We start from the raw sequence: 19,505 nt of genomic DNA, 5'->3' as shown, positions 1-19,505 counted from the left end.
GCCTGCGTTGTCACTCTGAGCAGCAGATTCCGTCAAAATAATCGACCGACGAACAATCGATGCAGATTTTCGGTGTCGATCGGGGCTACTCGAGCGCGTCGATCGTGATTCGGATCGCTTCGATGTCTTCGATCATCGCACCCCAGCCACCGACGGTGAACTCACCCTCGTCCGTTTCGAGCGTGATCGACGCTTGGCCAGCGAGATGAAGCAGCGTCGTTCGCTCGCCGCCGGTCGCCGACTGGCCGACGTACTCGACGTCGGTGAGTTGCCCCCGTCGCGTTATCTTTCGGCCGGTGTTCGTCTCGTAGCCGTAAATTGTGGCGTCGATAGTGATGCCTGACTCGAGCAGCGGTTCGACATCGCGTAGACACTGTCTGAGGTCGACGTACGTAATCGGCGGCTCATCGCTGCGTGCCGAATAGATCGGCTCGTGGACTTCCCAGAGACAGGAAAGGAAGTACCAGTGAACGACGTACGCGAGCGAGCGGTCGTTGACGATGACGCCATACTGATTCGTTGACTCGCCATGCGGTGCAAAGCAGGTCCATGATCGATCGACGAGCGCGACAAACGGCGCGGGGAGATCACGACGCCGTGCCTCGATACACGTCCGCTCGAGCAGGTCAGTCGAGGGCACGTCCGCGAGTGTATCACTCGGCGGGATAAAACAGATTTTGACGTTGACCCCGTCGTTGTGTGCCACCTCGAGCGCGTCGGCGAGTTCGGTGTACTGGGCCGGCGTCAGCCCAATCTGGACCTGATTCTCGGCGGTTCGAATCAGCTCATCGGCCCGCGTTAACACCGTATCGAAGCGTTTGACGATACTGACGGCGTGCTCTTCGATATCCGGTCGATTCCAGCGGTCTTCAATCTCTTCGGCGGCGTTTTCAAAACGATTTGCCTGCGAGCGCAGATCCTCGAGAACGTCTGCTGGATCGTGCGCACGAGCATGGAGGCTGTCTTGCTCGTACGTTTCGATGTACCCTTTTTCCTCGAGCCCGCGCAAAACGTCGTAAATTCGCGGGTCCGGCACCGAACTGGCCTGCGCAACGTCTGTTGCCGACGCCGATCCCAACTCGAGCAGCGTGACGAAGGCGTCAGCCTGGTACGGCGAGAGGCCAGCCTCCTCGAGGGTGTCAATCAGGGTGTCGCCGTTCATTGCCGCCCACCACGTGAGCGGGCGCGTTGCTGGCGTTCGTTCGGCGAGTGGCTATCCGCGAGCGCTCTCCAGTCGTTGCTTCTGTCCCGGCCGAAACCGGCCGCAACAGTGCCGTTTCCACACATCTCGGCTCGGAAATCACGCCCGTCGTAAAAAAGACTGTCTCTGACGCCACACTCAAGGCGGTCGCCTCGAAACGCCCGCTATGGCCAGCGACCTTCTCGAGCGAGTTCGGAAGCCGGCGTACACCGGCGAGAACCGATGTCTGCCGTGTACGATCGCCAACGCTGGATTGGTGGCGCTGGCTGTTGGGGTTCTGTTGCTCGCCAGCGTGCCACTCATCGCTACCGTCGTCGCCACAGTCGGTCTCGCGACGATCTGGCTTCGTGGGTACGTTGTCCCCTATACACCGCAATTTGCTCCCCGTCTCGCGGCCATGATTCCCGGCACCGCATTCAAGCAGTCTCCCGACGGGACAGTTGATGCGGGCCTTGGAGATCGAGCGACCGAATCAGCACAGCCGAGCGGCGACGCGGTTGTCGAGGCCCTGCTCGAGGCGGCAGTCGTCGTTCCGGAGCGCGAGCGCGCGGCTGATCGCCACGATGACGACACCCACAATCCAACCGAAACCGATGCAGAGCCGGGGCTTACCCTCGAGCCGGCGTTTCGCGACGAGTGGCGACAGGAAATGAAATCGCTTCGCGAACGTGATATCGAGGAACTCGCCGCTGTCGCTGACGACCTCACCAGCCCGTCGGTTGACGTGCGAGTCGGATCGGGTTTGGGGCGCAGCGCCGAGACACTGGTTATCGCGCGTTCCGGAACCATCTCGCTTCGGCGCGAAATCGCTATCGCCGAACTCGCCGCAGCCCGCGCCCTCGAGTCCCGGATCGACGACCCGGCGATTCGATTGGCTGCCGGCCGTCCGCTCCGGTCGTTGCTCGCAGCGTGTCCGCTCTGTGACCGCGCGGTGACCATCTCGCAGTCGAGTTGCTGTGGCGAGGTAACCCCAGTCGGCGAGACACCGCCGGAAACACTGTTCTGCCCCGACTGCAATGTGCGACTCTTCCGATACGAGTAGCGAGCGCCGACGCGACACCCCTTCACTCCCGAATCGAGCGCACTACGTCTCGGTCCGGCAGTGCGGTCATCGCGCCGGGAGCCGTCGTCGCAGCGGCACCGACAGCGTTGGCGAACGCGAGTGTCTCCTCGAGCCCTCGTCCCTCCTGCAGGGCGGCGATAGCGCCCGCGACGAAGGCATCGCCCGCGCCGGTGGTATCGACCACGTCGGCGTCGTAACCCGGATGGCTGGTGGTTCCCGGCCCTGACCACGGGGCAGCGTTGCGGGCGACGGCAATCGACCCTGCACGTCCGCGGGTTGCAAGCACCGTGTGCGGTCCAGCCTCGAGCGCCCCGCAAGCGCGTTCGTCGACAGTTTCGCCCGAAAATCCGAGCGCCTCGAGTTCGCCACCAGTCGCTTTCACCACGTCGACGTATTCGAGCGCGTCGCGACAGACGGACCGAAACGTCGCCTCGTCCGGCCACAGTTCTGGGCGCGCGTTTGGATCGAACGAGGTTGTCACCCCCGCTGCTGCCGCCCGCTCGAGAAGGTCGAGGGTCGCCTCCCGCGAACGGCCACTCGAGAGGGTCACGCCGCCGACGTGGACCCACTCGCAGTTCTCGAGGTCGCTGTCGGCGACTCGCCCTGGCTCGAGGCGGGTGTCTGCAGTCCCCTCGCGGTAGAACGAAAAGCTCCGGTCGCCCGTCTCGTCGTGCGTGACGAACGCGAGCGTCGTCTTCGCTTTCGGGTCGAGTTCGATGAATCGGCCCGGAAGGCTCCGGTCCGTAAGCGTCGCCTCGAGATAGCGTCCGAACGGGTCGTCACCGACGCGCGTCCAGAACAGTGGCGTGTGCTCGAGTCGGGCGAGTGCAACGGCGACGTTTGCGGGTGCGCCACCAGCGCGTCGGTCGAATCTCGACACGTCAGTAATCGGGCCGGGCCGCTCGGGGAGGAAATCGATGAGGGTCTCCCCGGCGACGAGGATGTCGGCGTTCATGGCCGCTCTTTTTCGGGCATCCGATAAGATGTTGTGGACTGACGGTGACCGTCGCCGTCGTCTGGCTCTGTAACGACAAGACATCGTTCATCACCGGCAAAGCACACGGCGTCGAAGGCGGCTCCCTCAGTCAGTAAGCGGTCGCATCTCGAGCAGAACGCAGCAAAAAGAGACCGCGTTTACGCGTCGAAGCCGCCGCGGTGGACAATCGTCTCGAGGTCCTTGCGGTCACTTGGCTGTTCGCGCTCCTGAAGTTCTTCGGGCAGCGACTCGGGCGGCGCGCGCTCGCCAATCGCGACCATTGCCTCGACAGCGTACTCCTCGGGTACCTCAAGTTCCTTAGCGGCGCGCTCGTAATCGAAGCCGGCCATGCCGTGGACGGCCAGATCGCGGCGTGCACCCTCGAGAGCGAGGTTCTGCCAGGCGGCACCGGTGTCAAAGGAGTGTGTTGGCGCGGGTTCGCCGTTGTGGTCGAACGTCGTCTTCGAGACGATGACGGCGAGGACGGCCGCGTCGGTTGCCCAGTCCTCGTTTCCACCGAGCAGCAGGTCGGTGAAGGTGTCCCACTCGTCGTCCTCGCGCGTCGCGTAGATGAATCGCCAATGCTGGTTGTTAAACGCTGACGGCGCCCAGCGGGCGGCCTCGAACAGTGGGAGGAACTGTGCTTCCTCGAGTGGCTCGCCGGTCATCGCGTACGGCGACCAGCGGGTCAGAAAGAGCGGGTCAATGTCGTAGTCAGTCTCACGGTGGTCCGTCGCAGCCGCCTCGAGATCAAGGTCGGTTGAAACAGTCTCTTGCATTAGAACCACATTCGGACGCATCCTACGTATAATTGCTTGGACATGAGGGTTATCGGGTGACACCGATGTCGTCGACTCGTGTCGGCATTTCACACGCCACCGACCGACATATGATAACTGATACGTATGGGGGTGTGGCTCACTCGAGGAGCGTAGCTGATGCTCTCAGCGAGTAGGGGACTGAAACAGAAAATGGCGTCTTGAGCGCGTTAGTCGTCAGCCGGCGTCGCTGCACCGGGTTCGACGTCGATTTCGCCAGCGTCGAGTTTCGCTTCGACGTTGCGTGCTGCTTCGACCATGTTCGCCATCTTGCCGTAGGCGACGTCGCGTGGAAGCAGTTTCACACCACAGTCAGGCGAGAGGACGAGTTGTTCCGGTGGCACGACCTCGAGGCCCTTCAGGATGTTCTCCTCGATCTGTTCGACGGATTCGGCTTCGGCGACGTGAACGTCGGTAACACCGAGTGCGAGATCCGCGGTGAACTCGGGGTCTTTGAACACGTCGAGCTGGTCGTAGTCACCGTTTGCGAGCTCGAGGTCGAACTCGTCGACGGGGTAGTCGAGAATTTCGGGGTAGATCCGGGAGTAGTCGCCGTAACAGACGTGGAGGCCGATGCGGACTTCCTCGGGGATGCCCTCGACGATGTGCTCGAGTGCCTCGCCGACGATGGCGTGGTCGTCCGGCGTGGTCGCGAGTGCGGGCTCGTCGATCTGGATGTAGCGTGCGCCAGCCTCGACGAGCTTCTCGATTTCCTCGTTGACGAGGTCAGCGAGCGCATACGAGAGTTCGGCGTCGTCCTCGTAGGCCTCGTTGAACGCCCAGCTTGCGAGCGTGTAGGGACCCGTAATCGGGACCTTGACGGGGCGGTCGGTTGCGTCTGCAATGAACTTGTACTCGTCGACGAGCCAGCTTTCGTCGTACTCGACTTCCGTGACGACGGATGGCTTATCGAAGTAGTTGTGTCCCCAGACTTTGACCGGGCCGTTGAACTCGTAGCCCTCGATGCGGTGGGCGAAGAACTCGACCATCTCGTTGCGCCGCATTTCGCCGTCGACGACGACATCCAGACCGGCGCGTTCGTGTTCCTGCGTGATCAGACGGGAGGCGTCGTCTTCGGCCTCCTGAAAGTCGTCCTCGTCGAAGCTGTGGTCAGGGTCTTCGTAGAGTTCCTTTGCGCGGTTGAGCCACTTTGGCTTCGGATAGCTGCCGACGACGGTCGTCAGCAGGAAGTGGTCGTTCTCGTGGTCCTCCGGTCGGAACTGGTCTTTGTTTTCGTTGCTCATGCTGCTTTCACCTCTGCGAGTTCTGCTGCTTCGGCGAGAACGGCGAGTTTGTCCTCGAACTTGTTGTACGGCAGGTAGAACGTCTCCGTGTTCGTCGTCAGATAAACTGTCTCGAACTCGGCGACGGGGAGCTGGTCGTACACCCAGTCGACGCGGTCGCGGACCGCTTCTGCGTCCTCGACGAGCGTACTCTGCCCGTCTGCGAGGCCGAGCGAAATGTCGTCGGTCGCGCCGTACTCTTGAATGTTGTAGAGATTCTCGTCCTGGTTCGCGACGAAGTCGAAACCGACGGCGTCGATATCCGCATCGAGGAGGTGTGCGTACATCTTCTCCTCGAGTGCGCCCCAGTACGGTTGGACGACAACGTCGGCGTCCGTAGCCTGTGCGACCTGATCGATTGCCTCGCTTGCGCGCTCGTCCGCGCCGTCTTCGGGCGCGGACTCGACGAGCGATGGCTCGAGCAGGAACAGCGTCTCGTGCTCGGGGAAGGCTTCAATTTCGCCCTCGAGGAAATCAGCGATTGCGCCGAGGAACTCGGCGTCGTCGCCGTAGTGGTCGTCGGTTGCGAGGTCGGCGAGCGAGTACGGGCCGGGGAGAACGGCCTGCAGGTCGCCGTCGGTCAGTTCTGCGGCAGACTCGAGTTCGGAGGCAACGTCGCCCGAAAAGTCGAGGTCGCCCTGGACGACGGGGTCGCGATAGAAGTTGTTGTTGTCGTAGTAGCGGACGATCCCCTGCGTGTCGACGGCGTCGTGGACGGCAAGCGGGTGCGCAAGCATGTCGTCCCAGCGCAGTTGCCCCTCGCTAATACGGTCGAGACCAGCATCAACCTGTGCGCTGATCACGTTTTCGCGGCCCTCTGCGTAGGCTGCGGTAATCTCGTCGCCCTCATCGCCGCTGATGAGGTCGTGTTTCTGGTGGCCCTTCAGATCCGAAAGATCGTCTTTCGCCCAGTCCGGGAGCGGAAAGAGTCCCGGCGTGGTCGAGACGTACTCAGTCATCGTAGCTTCGGCTAGGCTATACCGACGCTTAATATTTTCCATCCTCGTTAATGCGTTGTAGTAATTGTTAGGGCATGGCATGGACTCGCTACTGTCGCCAAGGATGGGCGCGGGAAACAGGACCGAATCCCGGCGAGACGGTTTCACAGACGGATTCTTGAGCAGACACTTTTTCTACACGACCGACAATACAGACGTATGAACGGACGCTCGTTGCACTCACTTCGCGTCCGACTCGCGGCGACGCTCGCGCTGCTCGTCGCGCTCGCGGTCGGGGTGGTCGCCACCGTCGCGTGGGCGACCTACACGCTCGTTGGCGCAGTTGGCGGCGCTCGAGCCACCGCAGTTTCGGACGCCGGCCCGCTTCTCGCTGGCCTACTCGTTCTCGCAGCATGCGTGTTGGTCGTCGCACACAGCCGCTATGGCTACCGGCGCGTCCTCGAGTCCGTCGAGGCCACGCCGCTGGAGGACGGCGATTCCGATCCGCACGGCCTTCGCGACCGTGTTCGACGCTTCGCACAGGCAGCGGATGTCGAAACACCGCGGGTCGCGGTCGCGCCCGAACGCGAACCGACGAGTTTCACGATCGGCAACGGCACTGATGCAACCGTCGTCGTCACGGAGGGACTGCTCGAGGCGCTTTCTGCGGACGAACTCGAGGCGGTCCTCGCCCACGAGGTTGCCCACCTCGCAAATCGGGATGCAACTGTTGCAACCGTCGCGGCAACGGTTGGCTCGATTTCGGAGGGGCTGTTCGCGCGCGAGCGACGCATCGGGACGTGGCTCCAGTTTCTGCTCACGATTGGCTCGATAACGGTCGTGCTCGTCCTCGTCGCGATTCCAATCCTCGTGCTCTCAGTCGTCTACCTGCTCGTAAGCGTCCTCGCCAGAGTCGTCCTCGCAGTCGGCGCGGTCACGGTCGGCATCCACGCCCAGACCAGAGAGTACGCCGCCGACCGGGCGGGCGCGGAACTGGCCGGCGACCCCGCTGCACTCGCAAGCGCCCTCGAGACGCTCGCGGCGGCCGGGCCGCCTGAAACCGACGCTCGGACGCAGTTCCACGCCAGTTCGACGCTCGGCATCGTTCCGTACGCGCTCACGGCTACCGACGACATAACCGTGCCCTCGAGTCTTGCCCGCTGGGTCCCCGATGCGGACAGCGAACTGGACCGCGCAGCGTGGGTCCGGGGACTCTCGAGGGGATTCGGACGAGTCGGACGCGCGCTCGAGTGGCGGCCGTCAACGCACCCGCCGGTCGCCGAGCGAGTCGAGCGGTTACGTCAGCAGGCTCGTGAGTCGTGATTTTCGGCTATCGAAGCAACTCGAGAACGGTCAGCGTCTCAAACGGAAACGACTCGTCGGCGATGGCGACGGCGCTAAAGCCGTTCTCGCCGGCGCGTTCGACGACCTCGTCGACGCCCGTTAAACTGCTCACGAGCAGGTAGACGACGCCGTCGGGAGCGAGTACCCGGCCAACTGACTCGAGGAATGGGTCAATCACGGCGCGGCCGTCCTCGCCGCCCGAGAGGGCGCGTTCCATCCAGTCGTCCCACTCGTTTTCGGGGTCCGTCGGGAGGTACGGCGGGTTGAACAGGACGGCGTCGAAGGCGTCGTCTGCGAACGGCGAGACGAGGTCAGCCTGGACGGACTCGAGGCCCTTGTCGCGGGCTTCTTGAGCGGCGTGGGGGTTCAGATCCGCAGCGATCACGCGCGCGTTCGTTTCCTCGCTGACGTGGGCAGCGACGTAGCCCGAACCAGTGCCAACCTCGAGAACGAGTGGCTGCTTCTCAGTACCAGCAGTCTCCGCCTGCAGGCGCTCGGACGCCGCTTCGGCGAGCAGATACGAGTCCTCGGCCGGCTGGTAGACATCGCCGCCAATATCACGGCGTTCCTCGAGGCTCATTTACTCTCCCTCCGGTGAGGTCATGCGGTGCTCTTGGCCCTCCGTCGACTCCTCGGACGGCGGTTCTGCACCGTGGGTTGTGACCTGAAACCCGTTTGTTTCGGTTCGCCCAGTCAGTTCGCGCTGTGGATACGGAATCTTGATTCCTTCCTCGTCGAACGCCTCCTTGATCGCGTTGATCGCCGCCGTTCGTGACTCCGTGTACTGGCGTGCGTTCGGGCTATCGATCCAGAATCGGACGCCAAGGACCACCGCTGAATCACCAAACTCCTTGGTGATGACCTGTGCTCCCGGTGCCGAGAGCGGGTCCTCGAGGTCAGAAACAGCGTCTGCTGCGAGTTCGGCTGCCCGCTCGACGTCGCTTTCGTAGTCGATGCCAACATCGACTTCGACGCGTAAGCGCCCGAATCTCGAGCGGTTCGTGACCATTTCTGAGGAGATGACATCGTTGGGGACCATGATGTATTCGCCGTCAAAGGATCGGATACGTGTGTTGATAATCGAGATGTCGGTCACGATTCCTTGCTGACCCTCGACTTCGACCCAGTCGCCGATTTCAAACGGTCTGGCGAACATGAGGACGAACCCGGCGAGGATCGTTCCGAGCACCTGCTGGGCGGCCATCCCAACGACAATTCCGAGGAAACCAGCACCGACGAGGAGGCCGCCGAGGTCCTCAACCCAGACGCTGAGAATAATAATGAGTGCGACCGACCAGATGATGACCTGTGAGATGCGCTGGGAGATTTCGCGTTGGTGATCGGTCACGGTCGACGCCGTATCGAACACCTCGTCGATCATCCGCTTAATAAACCGCGTGACGATCAACGCGCCGACAGCCAGGATGAACGTCACAATCGCCTGTGCAATGACCTCGCCGCCGATATCGTGCTGATCCGAGAGATTCTGTACCTCATCTGTCCACTCCCAGACACCGACGACAATCGAAAACGACACCAGACAGGTCCCGATGAGTACGATCGTCGAGGCGATATCGCCGTACAGCGGCCGTGTCCGGTCGCTCACCCACGATTGCAACCGGCGGTAGGTGAACAAGACGATCAACAAGAGACCGGCAGCTGCGAGCGTCACGGCGACTTTTTGCTCGGTCGACTCCGTCACCCCGGCGAGCCAGTTGAAATCGAGTACTCCGAGATCCATAGCGAGTCTCCGTCTCTCGCATCTCTCGTTCCCGGGGGCTTGAGTATCCGTCGATCAGTGCGACTTATGTATACCAGCTTGAACCGTCACGATCCCGATTATGTCGTCGGCTCGCCGACCTCGAGCGCCAACTGCGCAAGCGCCGCGAACTCTGCGGGCGCCATCGCATCAGCCCGCTTCTGGAGGATGTCGTCGTCAGCCGCCTCGACGACTGCCTCTGGCTCCTCGAGATTCGAGATGTGGGCCGTGTTCCGAATCGCGTTGCGGATCGTCTTCCGGCGTTGCGTAAAGAGCGCCTTGACGAATCGGAGGAAGAATTCCTCGTCATCGACCTCGTAGTCGGGTTTTCGAGGCACTGCACGAATGACTGCACTCTGGACAGCCGGCGCTGGCGAAAACGCTTCCTTCGGAATCGACTCGACGAGTTCAACATCCGCATAGTGCTGGGTCGACACGGACAGCCGCCCGTACTCACTGGTTCCGGACTCGGCGACCATCCGCTCGGCGAACTCCTGCTGGAACATCAACACGAGCGGGCGCCCTTCCGGAAGTAATCGGAAGGTGATCTCACTCGAAACGCCGTAGGGAAGATTCGAGACTGACGCCGTGAAATCCGGCAGATCGGCCTCGAGGGCGTCGCCCTCGATCACCGTCAGTTGCCCCGCCTCAATCTCGTCACGAAACTCCTCCTCGAGAAACGCGGCGAGTGTCCGGTCGCGTTCGATAACGGTTACTTCGTCAGCAATCGCAAGCAGTCGGTCGGTGAGCGCGCCCGTCCCGCCACCGATCTCGAGCAGATGGCTCGTGTCGACCTCGAGGTCCTCGAGGTAGGTTGGTAGCCGGTCCAGAACGCGGTCGTCGACGAGAAAGTGCTGGTCACGGTCCGGATCGCCGCGGACACCCGCCCGGGCGATCAGCGCATCGGGATCTCTCATTGCCGGCGATTCGAGGTGAGGTAGTGTAAGCCCAGCGTCTCGGAACGCAGCAGTGGCGAGACAAAATCTGTGGTCGTCGGTCGTTAGATCGTTCCGCTGCGGACGTAGGTGACTGGACACGGCGCAGTCAACAGCACACGCTGTGCCGTGCTGCCGAAGACTGCCTTGCCAGTCGGCGAGCGCTTGCGGCCACCGACGATAAGGTTGTCCGCATCGATCTCGTCTGCGAGGTCGACGATCTCTTCGGCTCGGTCGCCGACGCCGGCGCGGATGTCGACCTCGATGTCTGCCTCATCCAGTCGCTTCGTGATTTCGCCGATCGGTTCAGTCTCCTTTGCGAGCGTCTCCGGTGTGAGGTTGCGGTTCTCGAGGTCGATGCCCATCTGGTCGATGGCATCGTGGTAGTTGTGGACCTCGTTTTCGTACTCGTCGGGCTCGATGATGTGTGCCAGTACGACGGTGGCTTCTGTTGGCCCGGCAACGGCAGCCGTCTGATTGACAAGCGAGTCAACGCGGTCGCTATCGCCCGGTCCAATCGCAAGGAGAATCGTCTCAATCATAATACTTCTTTCAGTTCCTGGCTTCTTAAATGTACTGGATCAACCAATAACAGAGCGTTCTAGTGTCCGTTCACTGGACTACTGATCTTGTTGGCCGACGAACGTCTGGTACTTCAGATCGTCGTCTTGTAACTCCTCGAGAATGCGCTCGACGAGCACTTCATCTGGGTCGTGCAGCCCAGAGACGCGCTCGGAGAGTTCATCGAAGCTCTCGAATGGCTTCCGTTTTCGCTCGTCTAAGATGCCGTTACGGAGCTTCTTCCCGATGCCAGGCAGGAGGTTGAGTTGGTGGAGTCGCAGCGTAATCGGCTGGGCATCGTTGTAGAAATCGACGAAGCGCTGTTCGTTCTCCTCGACTAAGTCCTGGACGACGTACTCGAGTTCGGACTGGGCACCCGATGAGAGGGCGCCGTACTCGACCTGTTGGCACTCCGTGACAACAGATCGCTCGCTCGGTGGCGAGACGACGACTTCGCTCCCGATTGTAAGGCGCTCATCCTCATCGAAAGCAACCTGGTAGAGGGCGAAATCCTCGATTCCAAGGGCATAGCCTGCCGGTGACTTCTCATACTGTGGTCGCCCATCGTCCGACAGACCATGTGCAAGGTAATCCAACACGACCGCGCGTCGAACGTCCGTCCCGTCGCTGTCGGCTTCGCTCATTGCCTTCGGATACGTGTACGTCGTACTTAAAGAGTCGGCCCGGACGCCCCGATCAGCAACCGAAAGCGTTGTCAGGCGTACTTCGCGACGACGTTGAGAATGTCATCGAGTTCGTCGCCCGAGAGCGTGTACCGCTGCTGTGAGTACACGGATCGGAGTTCGTCTCGATTTCGTGGCAGGAGATTCGTGATTTTGTACGCCGTTGGCTCGTCGACCTTCTCGAGCTCCTGCAGGTCGTCGACCAGTTGTTGGGCCTCCTCAGGCTCGAGTGCGGTAAACCGGTTTGCGTGCTCAATCGCACGCGCGAGTTCGTACGGCAGCTCGCGGTCCTCATCCAGTGCGCGTTCGGCTTCGATGTCGGCGAGAAGTTCCTTCGTTTCGGAGACGGTGAGAAACTCCTCGTCGACGATCTCTTTGAAGATCGTCATCGTGAGTGAGCCGTGGTTAGACCCGATCTTCGGCGCGGTCTTGTGCGCGCATGTGTGCGGCGGTGACGATCAGAATCTTGTCTTTGCCGCCGTCGTTGATCTCAACTTTGAACGCGTTGCCCTGTTTGCCGATGACTTCGCCGGTCAGACCGTCGAAGCGCGGGTGGAATCGACCCTTGTGAACGCTTGGGTCAATCTTGAGGTGGACTTTTTCGCCCTCTTCGTATTCCTGAATCGCTCGCTGTGGTGGCGAGGAACCGCGGTCTCGAGGTGCGTTCGAAAGCTTTCGTCGGGTTCCTTGGCGTGGGCCATTAGAGTTCGGCATAGTCGTACGACCCTCTTACTTGGAGAGCGTTATAAAACGCACGTTCCGGCTTCGTCAGCGCACTGGTCACTTGGCCCCGCCGGGTCGAGGGCGAACGACGCCGAACCAGAACCGATAGGCGAGCGTCCCGATGCCGTTGCCGAGGGCCACGCTGTACGTCGTCGAGCTATCGCTCGGTTGCAGTCGGTACGAGAGTGCGCCCCAGGAGACGGCAACGACACCACGGCGGAGTCGACTCCGGCGGAGGCCGCCGATGTCGGCGTCCGACGCGTACCCCCAGCCGATACTCGAGAGTGCGCCCACGAGCGCCCAGCGCGGGCGGAGTTCGACCCCTTCGGGATTTGGTGATGCTTCCGTGACGTGACGCAGTTGCTGTGCAGCGACCACTGCAGTGAGTCCAGCGACGGCATCAAGCGCGATTCGTTTCCATGGTCGTTCCATATGGATCGGTCGTTGACATCCCGTATGAAGATATGGTCGGTACTGTCGATCAAACGTCAATGTGAACTGATGCAGTTGGGACGCGGTACAGCACAGCCTGCTCAAGCACTTATTCGATCGATTTTGCCCGGTTCTGGAAGTCACCACCACACTCCTCACATTCGCCGGGATTCGTCCGCGCCGTGACGATTCGCCCACATTGCATGCACTCGTATTCGGAGGAAATCTTCGACGTGTCGCCTTCGACGTCTTGATCGTGCGGCATAGCAAAACGCTTCGTCTTGAGACCATATATAATTATCATGCAGTTTTAAATCGGTGGGAACGCTCTCGAGCGCGCTGCGGGACAAACATAACGTGCGGTGCCAGCGTTGGTATAGGCATGGACGACGAGCCCGCCAGCCCAGCCGACGGCACTCGAGGCGACGACTACCGGTTCGAAACGCGCTCAATTCATGCTGGGCAGGAACCTGACCCCGAGACCGGCGCGCTGATGACACCAATTCATGCCAACTCGACCTACGAGCAGGACGCACCGGGCGAGCACCGCGGCTACGAATACTCTCGCACCGGTAATCCCACGCGCACGGACCTCGAGGCAAACCTCGCTGCCCTCGAGAACGCTGACTACGGCCGTGCGTTCGCTAGCGGAATGGCCTCGATCAACACCGTGCTCAACCTGCTCGAGTCGGGCGACCACGTCGTGACGGGAAACGACGTCTATGGCGGCACGCATCGCCTCTTTACGCAAGTCTACGAAGACTACGACCTCGAGTTTTCGTTCGTCGATATGACCGACCTCGAGGCCATCGAGGACGCCTTCCGCGAGGAGACGGGGTTGCTCTGGCTCGAGACGCCAACAAACCCACTCCTGTCGATTGTCGATATCGAAGGGGCAGCCGAAATTGCTCACGCACACGACGCGCTGTGTGCAATCGATAACACGTTCGCGACCCCATATCTGCAGCAACCGCTCGAGTTGGGCGCGGATATCGTCTCGCACTCGCTGACGAAGTATCTCGGCGGCCACTCCGATGTAGTCGGCGGCGCGCTGTTGACGAACGACGCCGACCTCGACGAGCGCTTTGGGTTCTACCAGAACGCCGTGGGCGCGACGCCCGGCCCCTTCGAGAGCTTTCTCGTCCTCCGCGGGACGAAAACGCTCCCCGTGCGGATGGATCGCCACTGCGAGAACGCGAACCAGATCGCGGCGTGGCTCGAGGACCACCCCGTCGTTGAGCGCGTCTACTACCCCGGCCTCGAGTCGCATCCGGGTCACGACATCGCCGCCGAGCAGATGCGCGATTTCGGTGGCATGCTCAGTTTCGAACTCGACGCGAGTCTCGAGGAGGCAAGCGAGGTCGTCTCGAACACCGAGGTGTTCACACTCGCAGAGAGTCTCGGCGGCGTCGAGAGCCTGATCGAACAGCCCGCACCGATGACTCACGCCGCGATTCCACGCGAGGAACGACTCGAGGCCGGCCTCTCTGATAGCTTGATTCGCGTCTCCGTCGGGATCGAACACGTCGACGACCTGATCGGGGACTTCAATCAGGCGTTCAGAGCCGTCCTCGAGTAGTGTTCTGACTGAGGCGTGACACAGTCAGTCGCTTCTACGATTGTCGTGCGCAGCGTTGTTCGAGTGGCCTGGATAGCAATCCGCAGGAACGTCGAACCCTACAGCCTTTTTCGATTGCAGCCGAACGGGCACCCATGTCAGAGCAAGACGATGGACCCGGCCTGCATACGCTTCCGTTCACGGTCGACCACGGTGGCCACGAGCTCACAGTCACGCCAACGCTCGTCGAGAGCGACCGCGGCCTCGTCCTGATCGACGTCGGGCCCGAGGGCGCGGTCGACTCCCTTCGGACGCACCTCCGAAGTCTCGGCTACGAACTCACAGATATCTGGCTCGTCGTTCTCACGCATCACGACGCCGACCACGCGGGCGGCCTCGCCGACCTGCTCGAGCACACGGATGCGGCCGTCGCGACCCACCCTGCCGAAGCGCCGTACATTACGGGCGAGCGCGATCCGCTCAAGGGCGACGGCGAACGGTATCCGCCGGTCGGCGTCGACCTCGAGTTAACGGATGGAAGCCGAATTCCGACGCTGGCTGGACCGATGGAGGTCCTCGAGACGCCAGGGCATTCGCCCGGTCACGTCTCGCTGTACTTCCCGGACACTGGCTTGCTGCTTGCTGGTGATGCGCTGGTTGCAGACGGCGACACCGCCCTTGCAGGCCCAAAACCCGAGTTCACGCCCGATATGGACCGCGCACTCGAGTCCGTCGCCGACCTTGCAACCCTCGAGATTGACGGCGTCGTCTGCTATCACGGCGGCTACGTCGAAGAAGGAACGGCACGAATCGCGGCGATTGCCGAGCGCTCGAGCGGTGAGTGAGAGAGAAGCAACGGAAGATGTGACAGCTGCGGTGCTGGGGAACGTCGCTGCGGAAACGGGCGCTCCAAACGGCACTGGCGGCTACGAGGAGCCGACCGACGGCGGCATCTCCACCGCGATAACGTCGTGTTCGGTCTTGCGGCGGTGATCGTTTCCGACCGTCGCCGCTTCGTCGCGTCCGTCGACCGATTGTTCGAACGCACAGCCGTCGCACTTCACGAGGTACTGGCGTGGCGGTTCCTGCTCGGCGGACTCTTTGTCTGTGAACATAGCCCGCTGTTCGGGGGCAGCTTGCTTGAGCCGTTTTCCAAAAGGATTTGGAGTTACAATCGAACATGCGTTTCGATCATGACTTCGTCGGGCGATTTTTCGAATGCGTGTCCAATGGTCACTATTCCGGAAGAAGCCTGACGAGTGGCCCGTCCGCGTCGTCGACTGCTACGTAGAGCTCACCGGTCTCTGAATCGACGTCAACGTCCCGGATTCGCCAGCCACGGTCCTCGAGCAGCGGCGACTGCTCCTCAACATCGGTCCCGTCAACGGTGAAGCGACCGAGGTACTCGCCGGCCAGGTTGCCGACGAACAGATCGCCCTCCCAGTCGGAGAATGAATCGCCCTCGTAGAAGGTCATGCCGGCCGGCGGGAAGCCGCCGCTGTTGCACTCCCAGTAGTAGACTGGATCGACCACGTCCTCGCGCTCTTGGGGCCGCTCACCGACGGGGTCGTCCGTTCCGTACTCGCAGCCGGTGTGAGTGACCGGCCAGCCGTAGTTCTCGCCACTCTCGAGAATGTTGAGTTCGTCGCCGTCTTCCTCGCCGTGTTCACTCTGCCAGAGATCGCCAGTCTCGGGATGGACGGTCATCCCCTGGACGTTCCGGTGGCCGTAGGTGTAGATCGCGTCCGCGAAGGCCTCGTCGTCACCCGCACCATCGACGAACGGGTTGTCATCGGGAATCGAACCATCTGGCTCGAGGCGCAACGTCGCACCGAGTTCGTTCGTCGCGTCCTGTGAGACGTGGTCCGGCCCGAAGTCTTTGGATTGGCGGTCACCCGTGGTCACGTAGACCGCTCCATCCTCGCCGAAGACGACCCGCGAACCGTAGTGGCCGTTCGAGTTGACGAACGGCTCGGCGACATGGAGTTCCTCGAACGACTCGAGGCCGGGATCGTCCGCGTCGAGTTCGAGTTGTCCCCGGCCAAGGTGTGTGGTGGACTCGCCGTCGTCGTTCGTCGCGGCGTAGGTCAGGTAGACCCAGGGATCGTCGGGAAATTCGGGGTGAAGCGCCGCGTCGAGGAGGCCGCCCTGTCCCTCCGCGTGAACGTCGGGGACACCGTCGACGGACTCGAGGCTCCCGTCGGATCGGTCGATGAGTGTGAGAGTGCCCTCGCGTTCGGTCACCAGCAACCGGTCGTCGTCCGGAACGACGGTAATCGACCACGGGTACGCGAGGTCGTCAGAGACCGTCTCGACCTCGAAGGGGTCGTCGCTGTCCGTTTCGTCGAGGACGCTGAGACAGCCGGCGACCGCGAGCGTGCCGACTGTTGCCGTACTCGCAAGCATCGTCCGTCGGGTTCGGTCAGTCGGTGGAATCGTAATCGCCTCGTGTACTACCGTTCCGAGCCGAATCCGTTTCATTGTACTGGGTACTGCGGATGATGTTATTACCCCCGAACGGCGTGTCTCTCGAGAGAGAGAGAGAGATCCGTGCCGTGAACGGACAGATCAGCCGTTGTGAGTGAAAGCGAACATCTTGCCGTCGACGGACGCGCCGCGGCAGAAAGAAGCGCGACTTACGACGGGTCGAAGCGGAATTCTCATCGGTCTCGAGCGAGAACGGTGGGCCAATGCGAATCGAACTCCGCGTCTGCCAGCACTGTCTCGATGGCGAACACGGCGGCGGACACCACAAGTCGGCGCTGCTTCAGGATATGGTCAACTGCGCCGAGCGGATCAAAGAGCACAAGGACGTTCTCGACCTGGATGCGGTCCATATCCGCCGAGTTCGCGACGACGAACAGGGGAAACCCGAGGCACTACCCGTCGTCGCAGCGACGATTCAGAACAACCAGATCGTCCTCAACGACACCCAACTCGTCGCTGAAGGCCAGGACGGGAACATGCTGCTGTACGCCAACCCTGACGATATTCTAACTGTGCTCGCGGGCAACGTCGACGAGATCAGCAAAGCGGTCCCTGGCGACGTCACTGTTGATCTCTCAGAACCCGGCGCACAGATCGTCTCGAACGCTGATCTCGGTGCAGATCCGGATCGTCAGCCTGACGTGTAGAACGCCGGTTTTGTCACCGTCCACTCGACTCGAGTAAGTTACTGTCCGCTGCGGTGTTGTGGGTGCTGTTTCCGTCGTCGATCCCGGATGAGCAGCCACAGCGAGCACAGAAACGCAACTACCAGCGTGGCCGCAAGGACGCCGAAGGCGATCCGATACCCAAACTCCGTGTAGGCGATTGTTCCGTCAACCGTTTCGTCCGTCTGGTACGCATCGAGAGCAAGGCCCATCGCAGCGGGCAGGACGGTTCCCCCGACGAAGCCGAACGTGTTGACCGTTGCCGTCGCGACACCGCTTGCTGCGGGCGGGTAGCGTTCTTTAATCACCGACAGCGAGAGCATGATCGAACCGAGCAAGAATCCACAGGCGAGATACGACACGGCAATCGCCCACAATGGTGGTTGGCCGAAGACGGGGATGACGCTAAGTGCAATCGCGAACGCAGCCACCCCAGCTGAAAGCGGTACCAGTCGTTGCTCGAGGCGATCCGAGAGCCAGCCGATGACCGGCGAGCCAACGAGCATGCCGACCGATCCGAGCATCGTAAAGTACGACGCGGTCGCCACGTTGAGGTCGTAGACCACGACCAGGTACGGCACGCCCCACAGCCCAATGAGCGTCAACACGGCCCCGTTCCCGGCGAAAAAGATGACCGAAAGAAGCCACTGATCGATGTCTCGAGCCAGGGTTCGCAGTGTCTCGATAATCTCCGACCGGGAACTCGAGGACTGCGTAGGGACGCCATCGATTGGCTCGAGGCCGGCGTCAGCGGGGGAGTTGCGCGCCAATAGGGCGGTTGCACCGGCTCCAATGAAGCCAACGACTGCGAGCGCGCCGATCGAGGGCCGCCAACCGAACAGATCGACGGTGACTGCAAGCGGCGTCGTTGCGAGAATCGCCCCCAATCCGGCGACGCCAGCGGTCAGTCCGGTCATCGTCGCGAACTCGTCGGGCCGGTACCAGTTCGCACAAAATCGCAGGATCGAAATGAATATGACCCCGCTGCCGAGGCCGATGAGCGCCCGCGAGAGAAAGGCGGCGAGGAAGCTATCGCTGATCGCAAATCCGATTGCGCCGAGGCTCAGGACGAAGCCACCGATCGAGCCGACAAGGCGCGGACCGAACCGATCGGCGAGGACGCCGGTTGGTATCTGGACGATCGCGTAGATGAGAAAGAACGAGGCGTGTAACACGCCGAGCTGGGCGGCGGTCGTTCCGAACGCCACCGTAAGGCGGTCTGCAATGACGCCAGTCGAAAGTCGGTGGAGATTGACCAGCAAGAAGATGGTCGCCAGCGCACCCCATGCGAGCCAGCGTCGCGTTGTGGGATCCGACAGGACGTTCACGGCGGTAGATTCTGGATCCTCGAGCCTAAGGATTGCGATGGACGCTGCTGTTTGGGGCTGCACAAAAGCTGGTCGCACCGCTCGAGGCAACTGTGAAAATCGAAAAATCGCGGTGGGTCGCAGTGTCGCTTAGATGCGACCGACGTTTTCGACGGCGACGCTTTCGACGCCTTCGACGTCCGCGAAGTCCTCTTCGACGGTTTCCGTCCCGCCTGCGCCGTCAGGGACGATCACAGTTGGGTACAGTGCGGTAAGACCAAACGCGACTTCCTCGCGTTCGACGCCGTTTATCTTTGCACCCTCTGGGAGCGAACTCTCGAGGCGCTCTTGGAGAGCGTCGAGGTCGATTTCGGGGCTGTTCGGCATGACCTTGAGTTTGGCTGCTACTTTACCCATGTGTATTATGGTCCGGTGAACCCGCAGTCAGGGCACTCATAGAGGTTGCTCTGTTTTCGGCACTTGGCACAGCGGAAGATCTGGACTCCGCAATCGGGGCATTTGAACGCCGCAGCGTTCGTCCCGGCAATGTTGATCCCGCAAGAGACGCAGGATCGGGACTGATGGTCGTCCGTCGTACTCATACTCGTCCCTTCCCGCCCGCCGTTTTTAACCGTTGTCTTTCTCGAGCCGACTGTGTGACCAAGTCTCGAGGGCCGATACAACTGTATGAGCGGGTGGTATTATCAAGGACAGAAGCACGCCAAACAGCGAAAAATCGGCGTACTGCCGGCACTCGAGCGCGTTTTCCAGG

24 protein-coding genes are annotated in these 19,505 nt (G+C 61.6%); 5 read left to right on the top strand and 19 right to left on the bottom strand.

Annotation, left to right across the window (positions count from 1 at the left end):
• Positions 1-85: 85 nt before the first annotated feature.
• Positions 86-1,162 carry a TrmB family transcriptional regulator gene (locus G6M89_RS11690; RefSeq protein ID WP_165161949.1) on the bottom strand — a complete coding sequence of 359 codons (1,077 nt, stop codon included), beginning with the start codon at positions 1,160-1,162 and terminating at the stop codon, positions 86-88.
• Positions 1,163-1,367: 205 nt separating this feature from the next.
• Here G6M89_RS11690 and G6M89_RS11685 point away from each other — a divergent pair, with 205 nt between their 5' ends.
• On the top strand, positions 1,368-2,243 hold the full coding sequence (locus tag G6M89_RS11685; protein WP_165161948.1) for a hypothetical protein: 876 nt from the start codon (positions 1,368-1,370) through the stop codon (positions 2,241-2,243).
• 22 nt (positions 2,244-2,265) lie between these two features.
• Here the strand turns inward: G6M89_RS11685 and G6M89_RS11680 are convergent, their stop codons facing one another.
• From G6M89_RS11680 to G6M89_RS11665, 4 genes are all read right to left on the bottom strand, one after another.
• Positions 2,266-3,219 carry a carbohydrate kinase gene (locus tag G6M89_RS11680; protein WP_165161947.1) on the bottom strand — a complete coding sequence of 318 codons (954 nt, stop codon included), beginning with the start codon at positions 3,217-3,219 and terminating at the stop codon, positions 2,266-2,268.
• 179 nt (positions 3,220-3,398) lie between these two features.
• Positions 3,399-4,019 carry a nitroreductase family protein gene (locus tag G6M89_RS11675; RefSeq protein ID WP_165161946.1) on the bottom strand — a complete coding sequence of 207 codons (621 nt, stop codon included), beginning with the start codon at positions 4,017-4,019 and terminating at the stop codon, positions 3,399-3,401.
• Positions 4,020-4,228: 209 nt separating this feature from the next.
• Positions 4,229-5,302, bottom strand: a complete 1,074-nt coding sequence (locus tag G6M89_RS11670; protein ID WP_165161945.1) for a methionine synthase — start codon at positions 5,300-5,302, stop codon at positions 4,229-4,231.
• Positions 5,299-6,300: a 5-methyltetrahydropteroyltriglutamate--homocysteine methyltransferase gene (locus G6M89_RS11665; protein WP_165161944.1), complete on the bottom strand. Its 1,002-nt coding sequence runs from the start codon at positions 6,298-6,300 to the stop codon at positions 5,299-5,301. The genes G6M89_RS11670 and G6M89_RS11665 overlap by 4 nt, the downstream gene beginning before the upstream one ends.
• Positions 6,301-6,498: 198 nt before the next feature.
• Between G6M89_RS11665 and G6M89_RS11660 the strand changes: the two genes are divergently transcribed.
• A complete protein-coding gene (locus G6M89_RS11660; RefSeq protein ID WP_165161943.1) occupies positions 6,499-7,602 on the top strand; it encodes a M48 family metallopeptidase in 1,104 nt (367 codons plus the stop codon).
• A 7-nt stretch (positions 7,603-7,609) separates the two neighbouring features.
• On the opposite strand, the gene G6M89_RS11655 is transcribed toward G6M89_RS11660, so the two are convergent.
• The 9 genes from G6M89_RS11655 to G6M89_RS11615 form a co-directional block, all read right to left on the bottom strand.
• Positions 7,610-8,203, bottom strand: a complete 594-nt coding sequence (locus tag G6M89_RS11655; protein WP_165161942.1) for a HemK2/MTQ2 family protein methyltransferase — start codon at positions 8,201-8,203, stop codon at positions 7,610-7,612.
• Entirely contained in the window at positions 8,204-9,364 is a 1,161-nt protein-coding gene (locus tag G6M89_RS11650; protein ID WP_165161941.1) for a mechanosensitive ion channel family protein, read from the bottom strand.
• A gap of 98 nt (positions 9,365-9,462) precedes the next feature.
• Entirely contained in the window at positions 9,463-10,299 is an 837-nt protein-coding gene (locus tag G6M89_RS11645) for a 16S ribosomal RNA methyltransferase A (RefSeq protein WP_165161940.1), read from the bottom strand.
• Between the two features lie 83 nt (positions 10,300-10,382).
• Complete coding sequence (locus tag G6M89_RS11640; RefSeq protein WP_165162128.1) at positions 10,383-10,862, bottom strand: universal stress protein; 480 nt, start codon at positions 10,860-10,862, stop codon at positions 10,383-10,385.
• A 75-nt stretch (positions 10,863-10,937) separates the two neighbouring features.
• Positions 10,938-11,522 carry a DUF655 domain-containing protein gene (locus G6M89_RS11635; protein WP_165161939.1) on the bottom strand — a complete coding sequence of 195 codons (585 nt, stop codon included), beginning with the start codon at positions 11,520-11,522 and terminating at the stop codon, positions 10,938-10,940.
• Positions 11,523-11,593: 71 nt separating this feature from the next.
• Positions 11,594-11,950: an RNA polymerase Rpb4 family protein gene (locus G6M89_RS11630; RefSeq protein ID WP_165161938.1), complete on the bottom strand. Its 357-nt coding sequence runs from the start codon at positions 11,948-11,950 to the stop codon at positions 11,594-11,596.
• Positions 11,951-11,966: 16 nt separating this feature from the next.
• On the bottom strand, positions 11,967-12,275 hold the full coding sequence (locus G6M89_RS11625) for a 50S ribosomal protein L21e (protein ID WP_165161937.1): 309 nt from the start codon (positions 12,273-12,275) through the stop codon (positions 11,967-11,969).
• A 66-nt stretch (positions 12,276-12,341) separates the two neighbouring features.
• Positions 12,342-12,716: a hypothetical protein gene (locus G6M89_RS11620; protein ID WP_165161936.1), complete on the bottom strand. Its 375-nt coding sequence runs from the start codon at positions 12,714-12,716 to the stop codon at positions 12,342-12,344.
• Between the two features lie 109 nt (positions 12,717-12,825).
• Positions 12,826-12,981 carry a rubrerythrin-like domain-containing protein gene (locus G6M89_RS11615; RefSeq protein WP_165161935.1) on the bottom strand — a complete coding sequence of 52 codons (156 nt, stop codon included), beginning with the start codon at positions 12,979-12,981 and terminating at the stop codon, positions 12,826-12,828.
• A gap of 117 nt (positions 12,982-13,098) precedes the next feature.
• Between G6M89_RS11615 and G6M89_RS11610 the strand changes: the two genes are divergently transcribed.
• Positions 13,099-14,295 carry a cystathionine gamma-synthase gene (locus G6M89_RS11610; protein ID WP_165161934.1) on the top strand — a complete coding sequence of 399 codons (1,197 nt, stop codon included), beginning with the start codon at positions 13,099-13,101 and terminating at the stop codon, positions 14,293-14,295.
• Positions 14,296-14,429: 134 nt separating this feature from the next.
• A complete protein-coding gene (locus G6M89_RS11605) occupies positions 14,430-15,119 on the top strand; it encodes an MBL fold metallo-hydrolase (RefSeq protein WP_165161933.1) in 690 nt (229 codons plus the stop codon).
• Positions 15,120-15,200: 81 nt separating this feature from the next.
• Here the strand turns inward: G6M89_RS11605 and G6M89_RS11600 are convergent, their stop codons facing one another.
• Together G6M89_RS11600 and G6M89_RS11595 are read right to left on the bottom strand one after the other, a co-directional pair.
• Entirely contained in the window at positions 15,201-15,389 is a 189-nt protein-coding gene (locus G6M89_RS11600) for a hypothetical protein (RefSeq protein ID WP_165161932.1), read from the bottom strand.
• 121 nt (positions 15,390-15,510) lie between these two features.
• Complete coding sequence (locus G6M89_RS11595; RefSeq protein WP_394352365.1) at positions 15,511-16,680, bottom strand: PQQ-dependent sugar dehydrogenase; 1,170 nt, start codon at positions 16,678-16,680, stop codon at positions 15,511-15,513.
• 284 nt (positions 16,681-16,964) lie between these two features.
• Between G6M89_RS11595 and G6M89_RS11590 the strand changes: the two genes are divergently transcribed.
• The gene (locus G6M89_RS11590; protein WP_165161930.1) at positions 16,965-17,408 is read left to right on the top strand and encodes a hypothetical protein; all 444 of its coding nucleotides are present in this window, start codon (positions 16,965-16,967) and stop codon (positions 17,406-17,408) included.
• 38 nt (positions 17,409-17,446) lie between these two features.
• On the opposite strand, the gene G6M89_RS11585 is transcribed toward G6M89_RS11590, so the two are convergent.
• The 3 genes from G6M89_RS11585 to G6M89_RS11575 form a co-directional block, all read right to left on the bottom strand.
• On the bottom strand, positions 17,447-18,754 hold the full coding sequence (locus tag G6M89_RS11585; protein WP_165161929.1) for an MFS transporter: 1,308 nt from the start codon (positions 18,752-18,754) through the stop codon (positions 17,447-17,449).
• A 129-nt stretch (positions 18,755-18,883) separates the two neighbouring features.
• Positions 18,884-19,150: an elongation factor 1-beta gene (locus G6M89_RS11580; protein WP_165161928.1), complete on the bottom strand. Its 267-nt coding sequence runs from the start codon at positions 19,148-19,150 to the stop codon at positions 18,884-18,886.
• Between the two features lie 5 nt (positions 19,151-19,155).
• Positions 19,156-19,335, bottom strand: a complete 180-nt coding sequence (locus G6M89_RS11575) for an HVO_2753 family zinc finger protein (RefSeq protein WP_165161927.1) — start codon at positions 19,333-19,335, stop codon at positions 19,156-19,158.
• Positions 19,336-19,505: the final 170 nt, after the last annotated feature.

Source organism: Natronolimnobius sp. AArcel1 (assembly GCF_011043775.1).
Taxonomy (GTDB): Archaea; Halobacteriota; Halobacteria; order Halobacteriales; family Natrialbaceae; genus Natronolimnobius.
Note: the sequence above shows the minus strand (reverse complement) of the source record. Positions and strands in the feature narration are given on the sequence as shown.

Bases quoted from the DNA above. Each gene is read 5' to 3' on its own strand.
- G6M89_RS11575 (WP_165161927.1), bottom strand. From the start codon at position 19,335: ATGAGTACGACGGACGACCATCAGTCCCGATCCTGCGTCTCTTGCGGG.
- G6M89_RS11600 (WP_165161932.1), bottom strand. From the start codon at position 15,389: ATGTTCACAGACAAAGAGTCCGCCGAGCAGGAACCGCCACGCCAGTAC.
- G6M89_RS11590 (WP_165161930.1), top strand. From the start codon at position 16,965: ATGCGAATCGAACTCCGCGTCTGCCAGCACTGTCTCGATGGCGAACAC.
- G6M89_RS11620 (WP_165161936.1), bottom strand. From the start codon at position 12,716: ATGGAACGACCATGGAAACGAATCGCGCTTGATGCCGTCGCTGGACTC.
- G6M89_RS11630 (WP_165161938.1), bottom strand. From the start codon at position 11,950: ATGACGATCTTCAAAGAGATCGTCGACGAGGAGTTTCTCACCGTCTCC.
- G6M89_RS11580 (WP_165161928.1), bottom strand. From the start codon at position 19,150: ATGGGTAAAGTAGCAGCCAAACTCAAGGTCATGCCGAACAGCCCCGAA.
- G6M89_RS11685 (WP_165161948.1), top strand. From the start codon at position 1,368: ATGGCCAGCGACCTTCTCGAGCGAGTTCGGAAGCCGGCGTACACCGGC.
- G6M89_RS11680 (WP_165161947.1), bottom strand. From the start codon at position 3,219: ATGAACGCCGACATCCTCGTCGCCGGGGAGACCCTCATCGATTTCCTC.
- G6M89_RS11645 (WP_165161940.1), bottom strand. From the start codon at position 10,299: ATGAGAGATCCCGATGCGCTGATCGCCCGGGCGGGTGTCCGCGGCGAT.
- G6M89_RS11605 (WP_165161933.1), top strand. From the start codon at position 14,430: ATGTCAGAGCAAGACGATGGACCCGGCCTGCATACGCTTCCGTTCACG.
- G6M89_RS11655 (WP_165161942.1), bottom strand. From the start codon at position 8,203: ATGAGCCTCGAGGAACGCCGTGATATTGGCGGCGATGTCTACCAGCCG.
- G6M89_RS11660 (WP_165161943.1), top strand. From the start codon at position 6,499: ATGAACGGACGCTCGTTGCACTCACTTCGCGTCCGACTCGCGGCGACG.
- G6M89_RS11610 (WP_165161934.1), top strand. From the start codon at position 13,099: ATGGACGACGAGCCCGCCAGCCCAGCCGACGGCACTCGAGGCGACGAC.
- G6M89_RS11625 (WP_165161937.1), bottom strand. From the start codon at position 12,275: ATGCCGAACTCTAATGGCCCACGCCAAGGAACCCGACGAAAGCTTTCG.
- G6M89_RS11690 (WP_165161949.1), bottom strand. From the start codon at position 1,162: ATGAACGGCGACACCCTGATTGACACCCTCGAGGAGGCTGGCCTCTCG.
- G6M89_RS11635 (WP_165161939.1), bottom strand. From the start codon at position 11,522: ATGAGCGAAGCCGACAGCGACGGGACGGACGTTCGACGCGCGGTCGTG.
- G6M89_RS11615 (WP_165161935.1), bottom strand. From the start codon at position 12,981: ATGCCGCACGATCAAGACGTCGAAGGCGACACGTCGAAGATTTCCTCC.
- G6M89_RS11650 (WP_165161941.1), bottom strand. From the start codon at position 9,364: ATGGATCTCGGAGTACTCGATTTCAACTGGCTCGCCGGGGTGACGGAG.
- G6M89_RS11670 (WP_165161945.1), bottom strand. From the start codon at position 5,302: ATGAGCAACGAAAACAAAGACCAGTTCCGACCGGAGGACCACGAGAAC.
- G6M89_RS11665 (WP_165161944.1), bottom strand. From the start codon at position 6,300: ATGACTGAGTACGTCTCGACCACGCCGGGACTCTTTCCGCTCCCGGAC.
- G6M89_RS11595 (WP_394352365.1), bottom strand. From the start codon at position 16,680: ATGCTTGCGAGTACGGCAACAGTCGGCACGCTCGCGGTCGCCGGCTGT.
- G6M89_RS11675 (WP_165161946.1), bottom strand. From the start codon at position 4,019: ATGCAAGAGACTGTTTCAACCGACCTTGATCTCGAGGCGGCTGCGACG.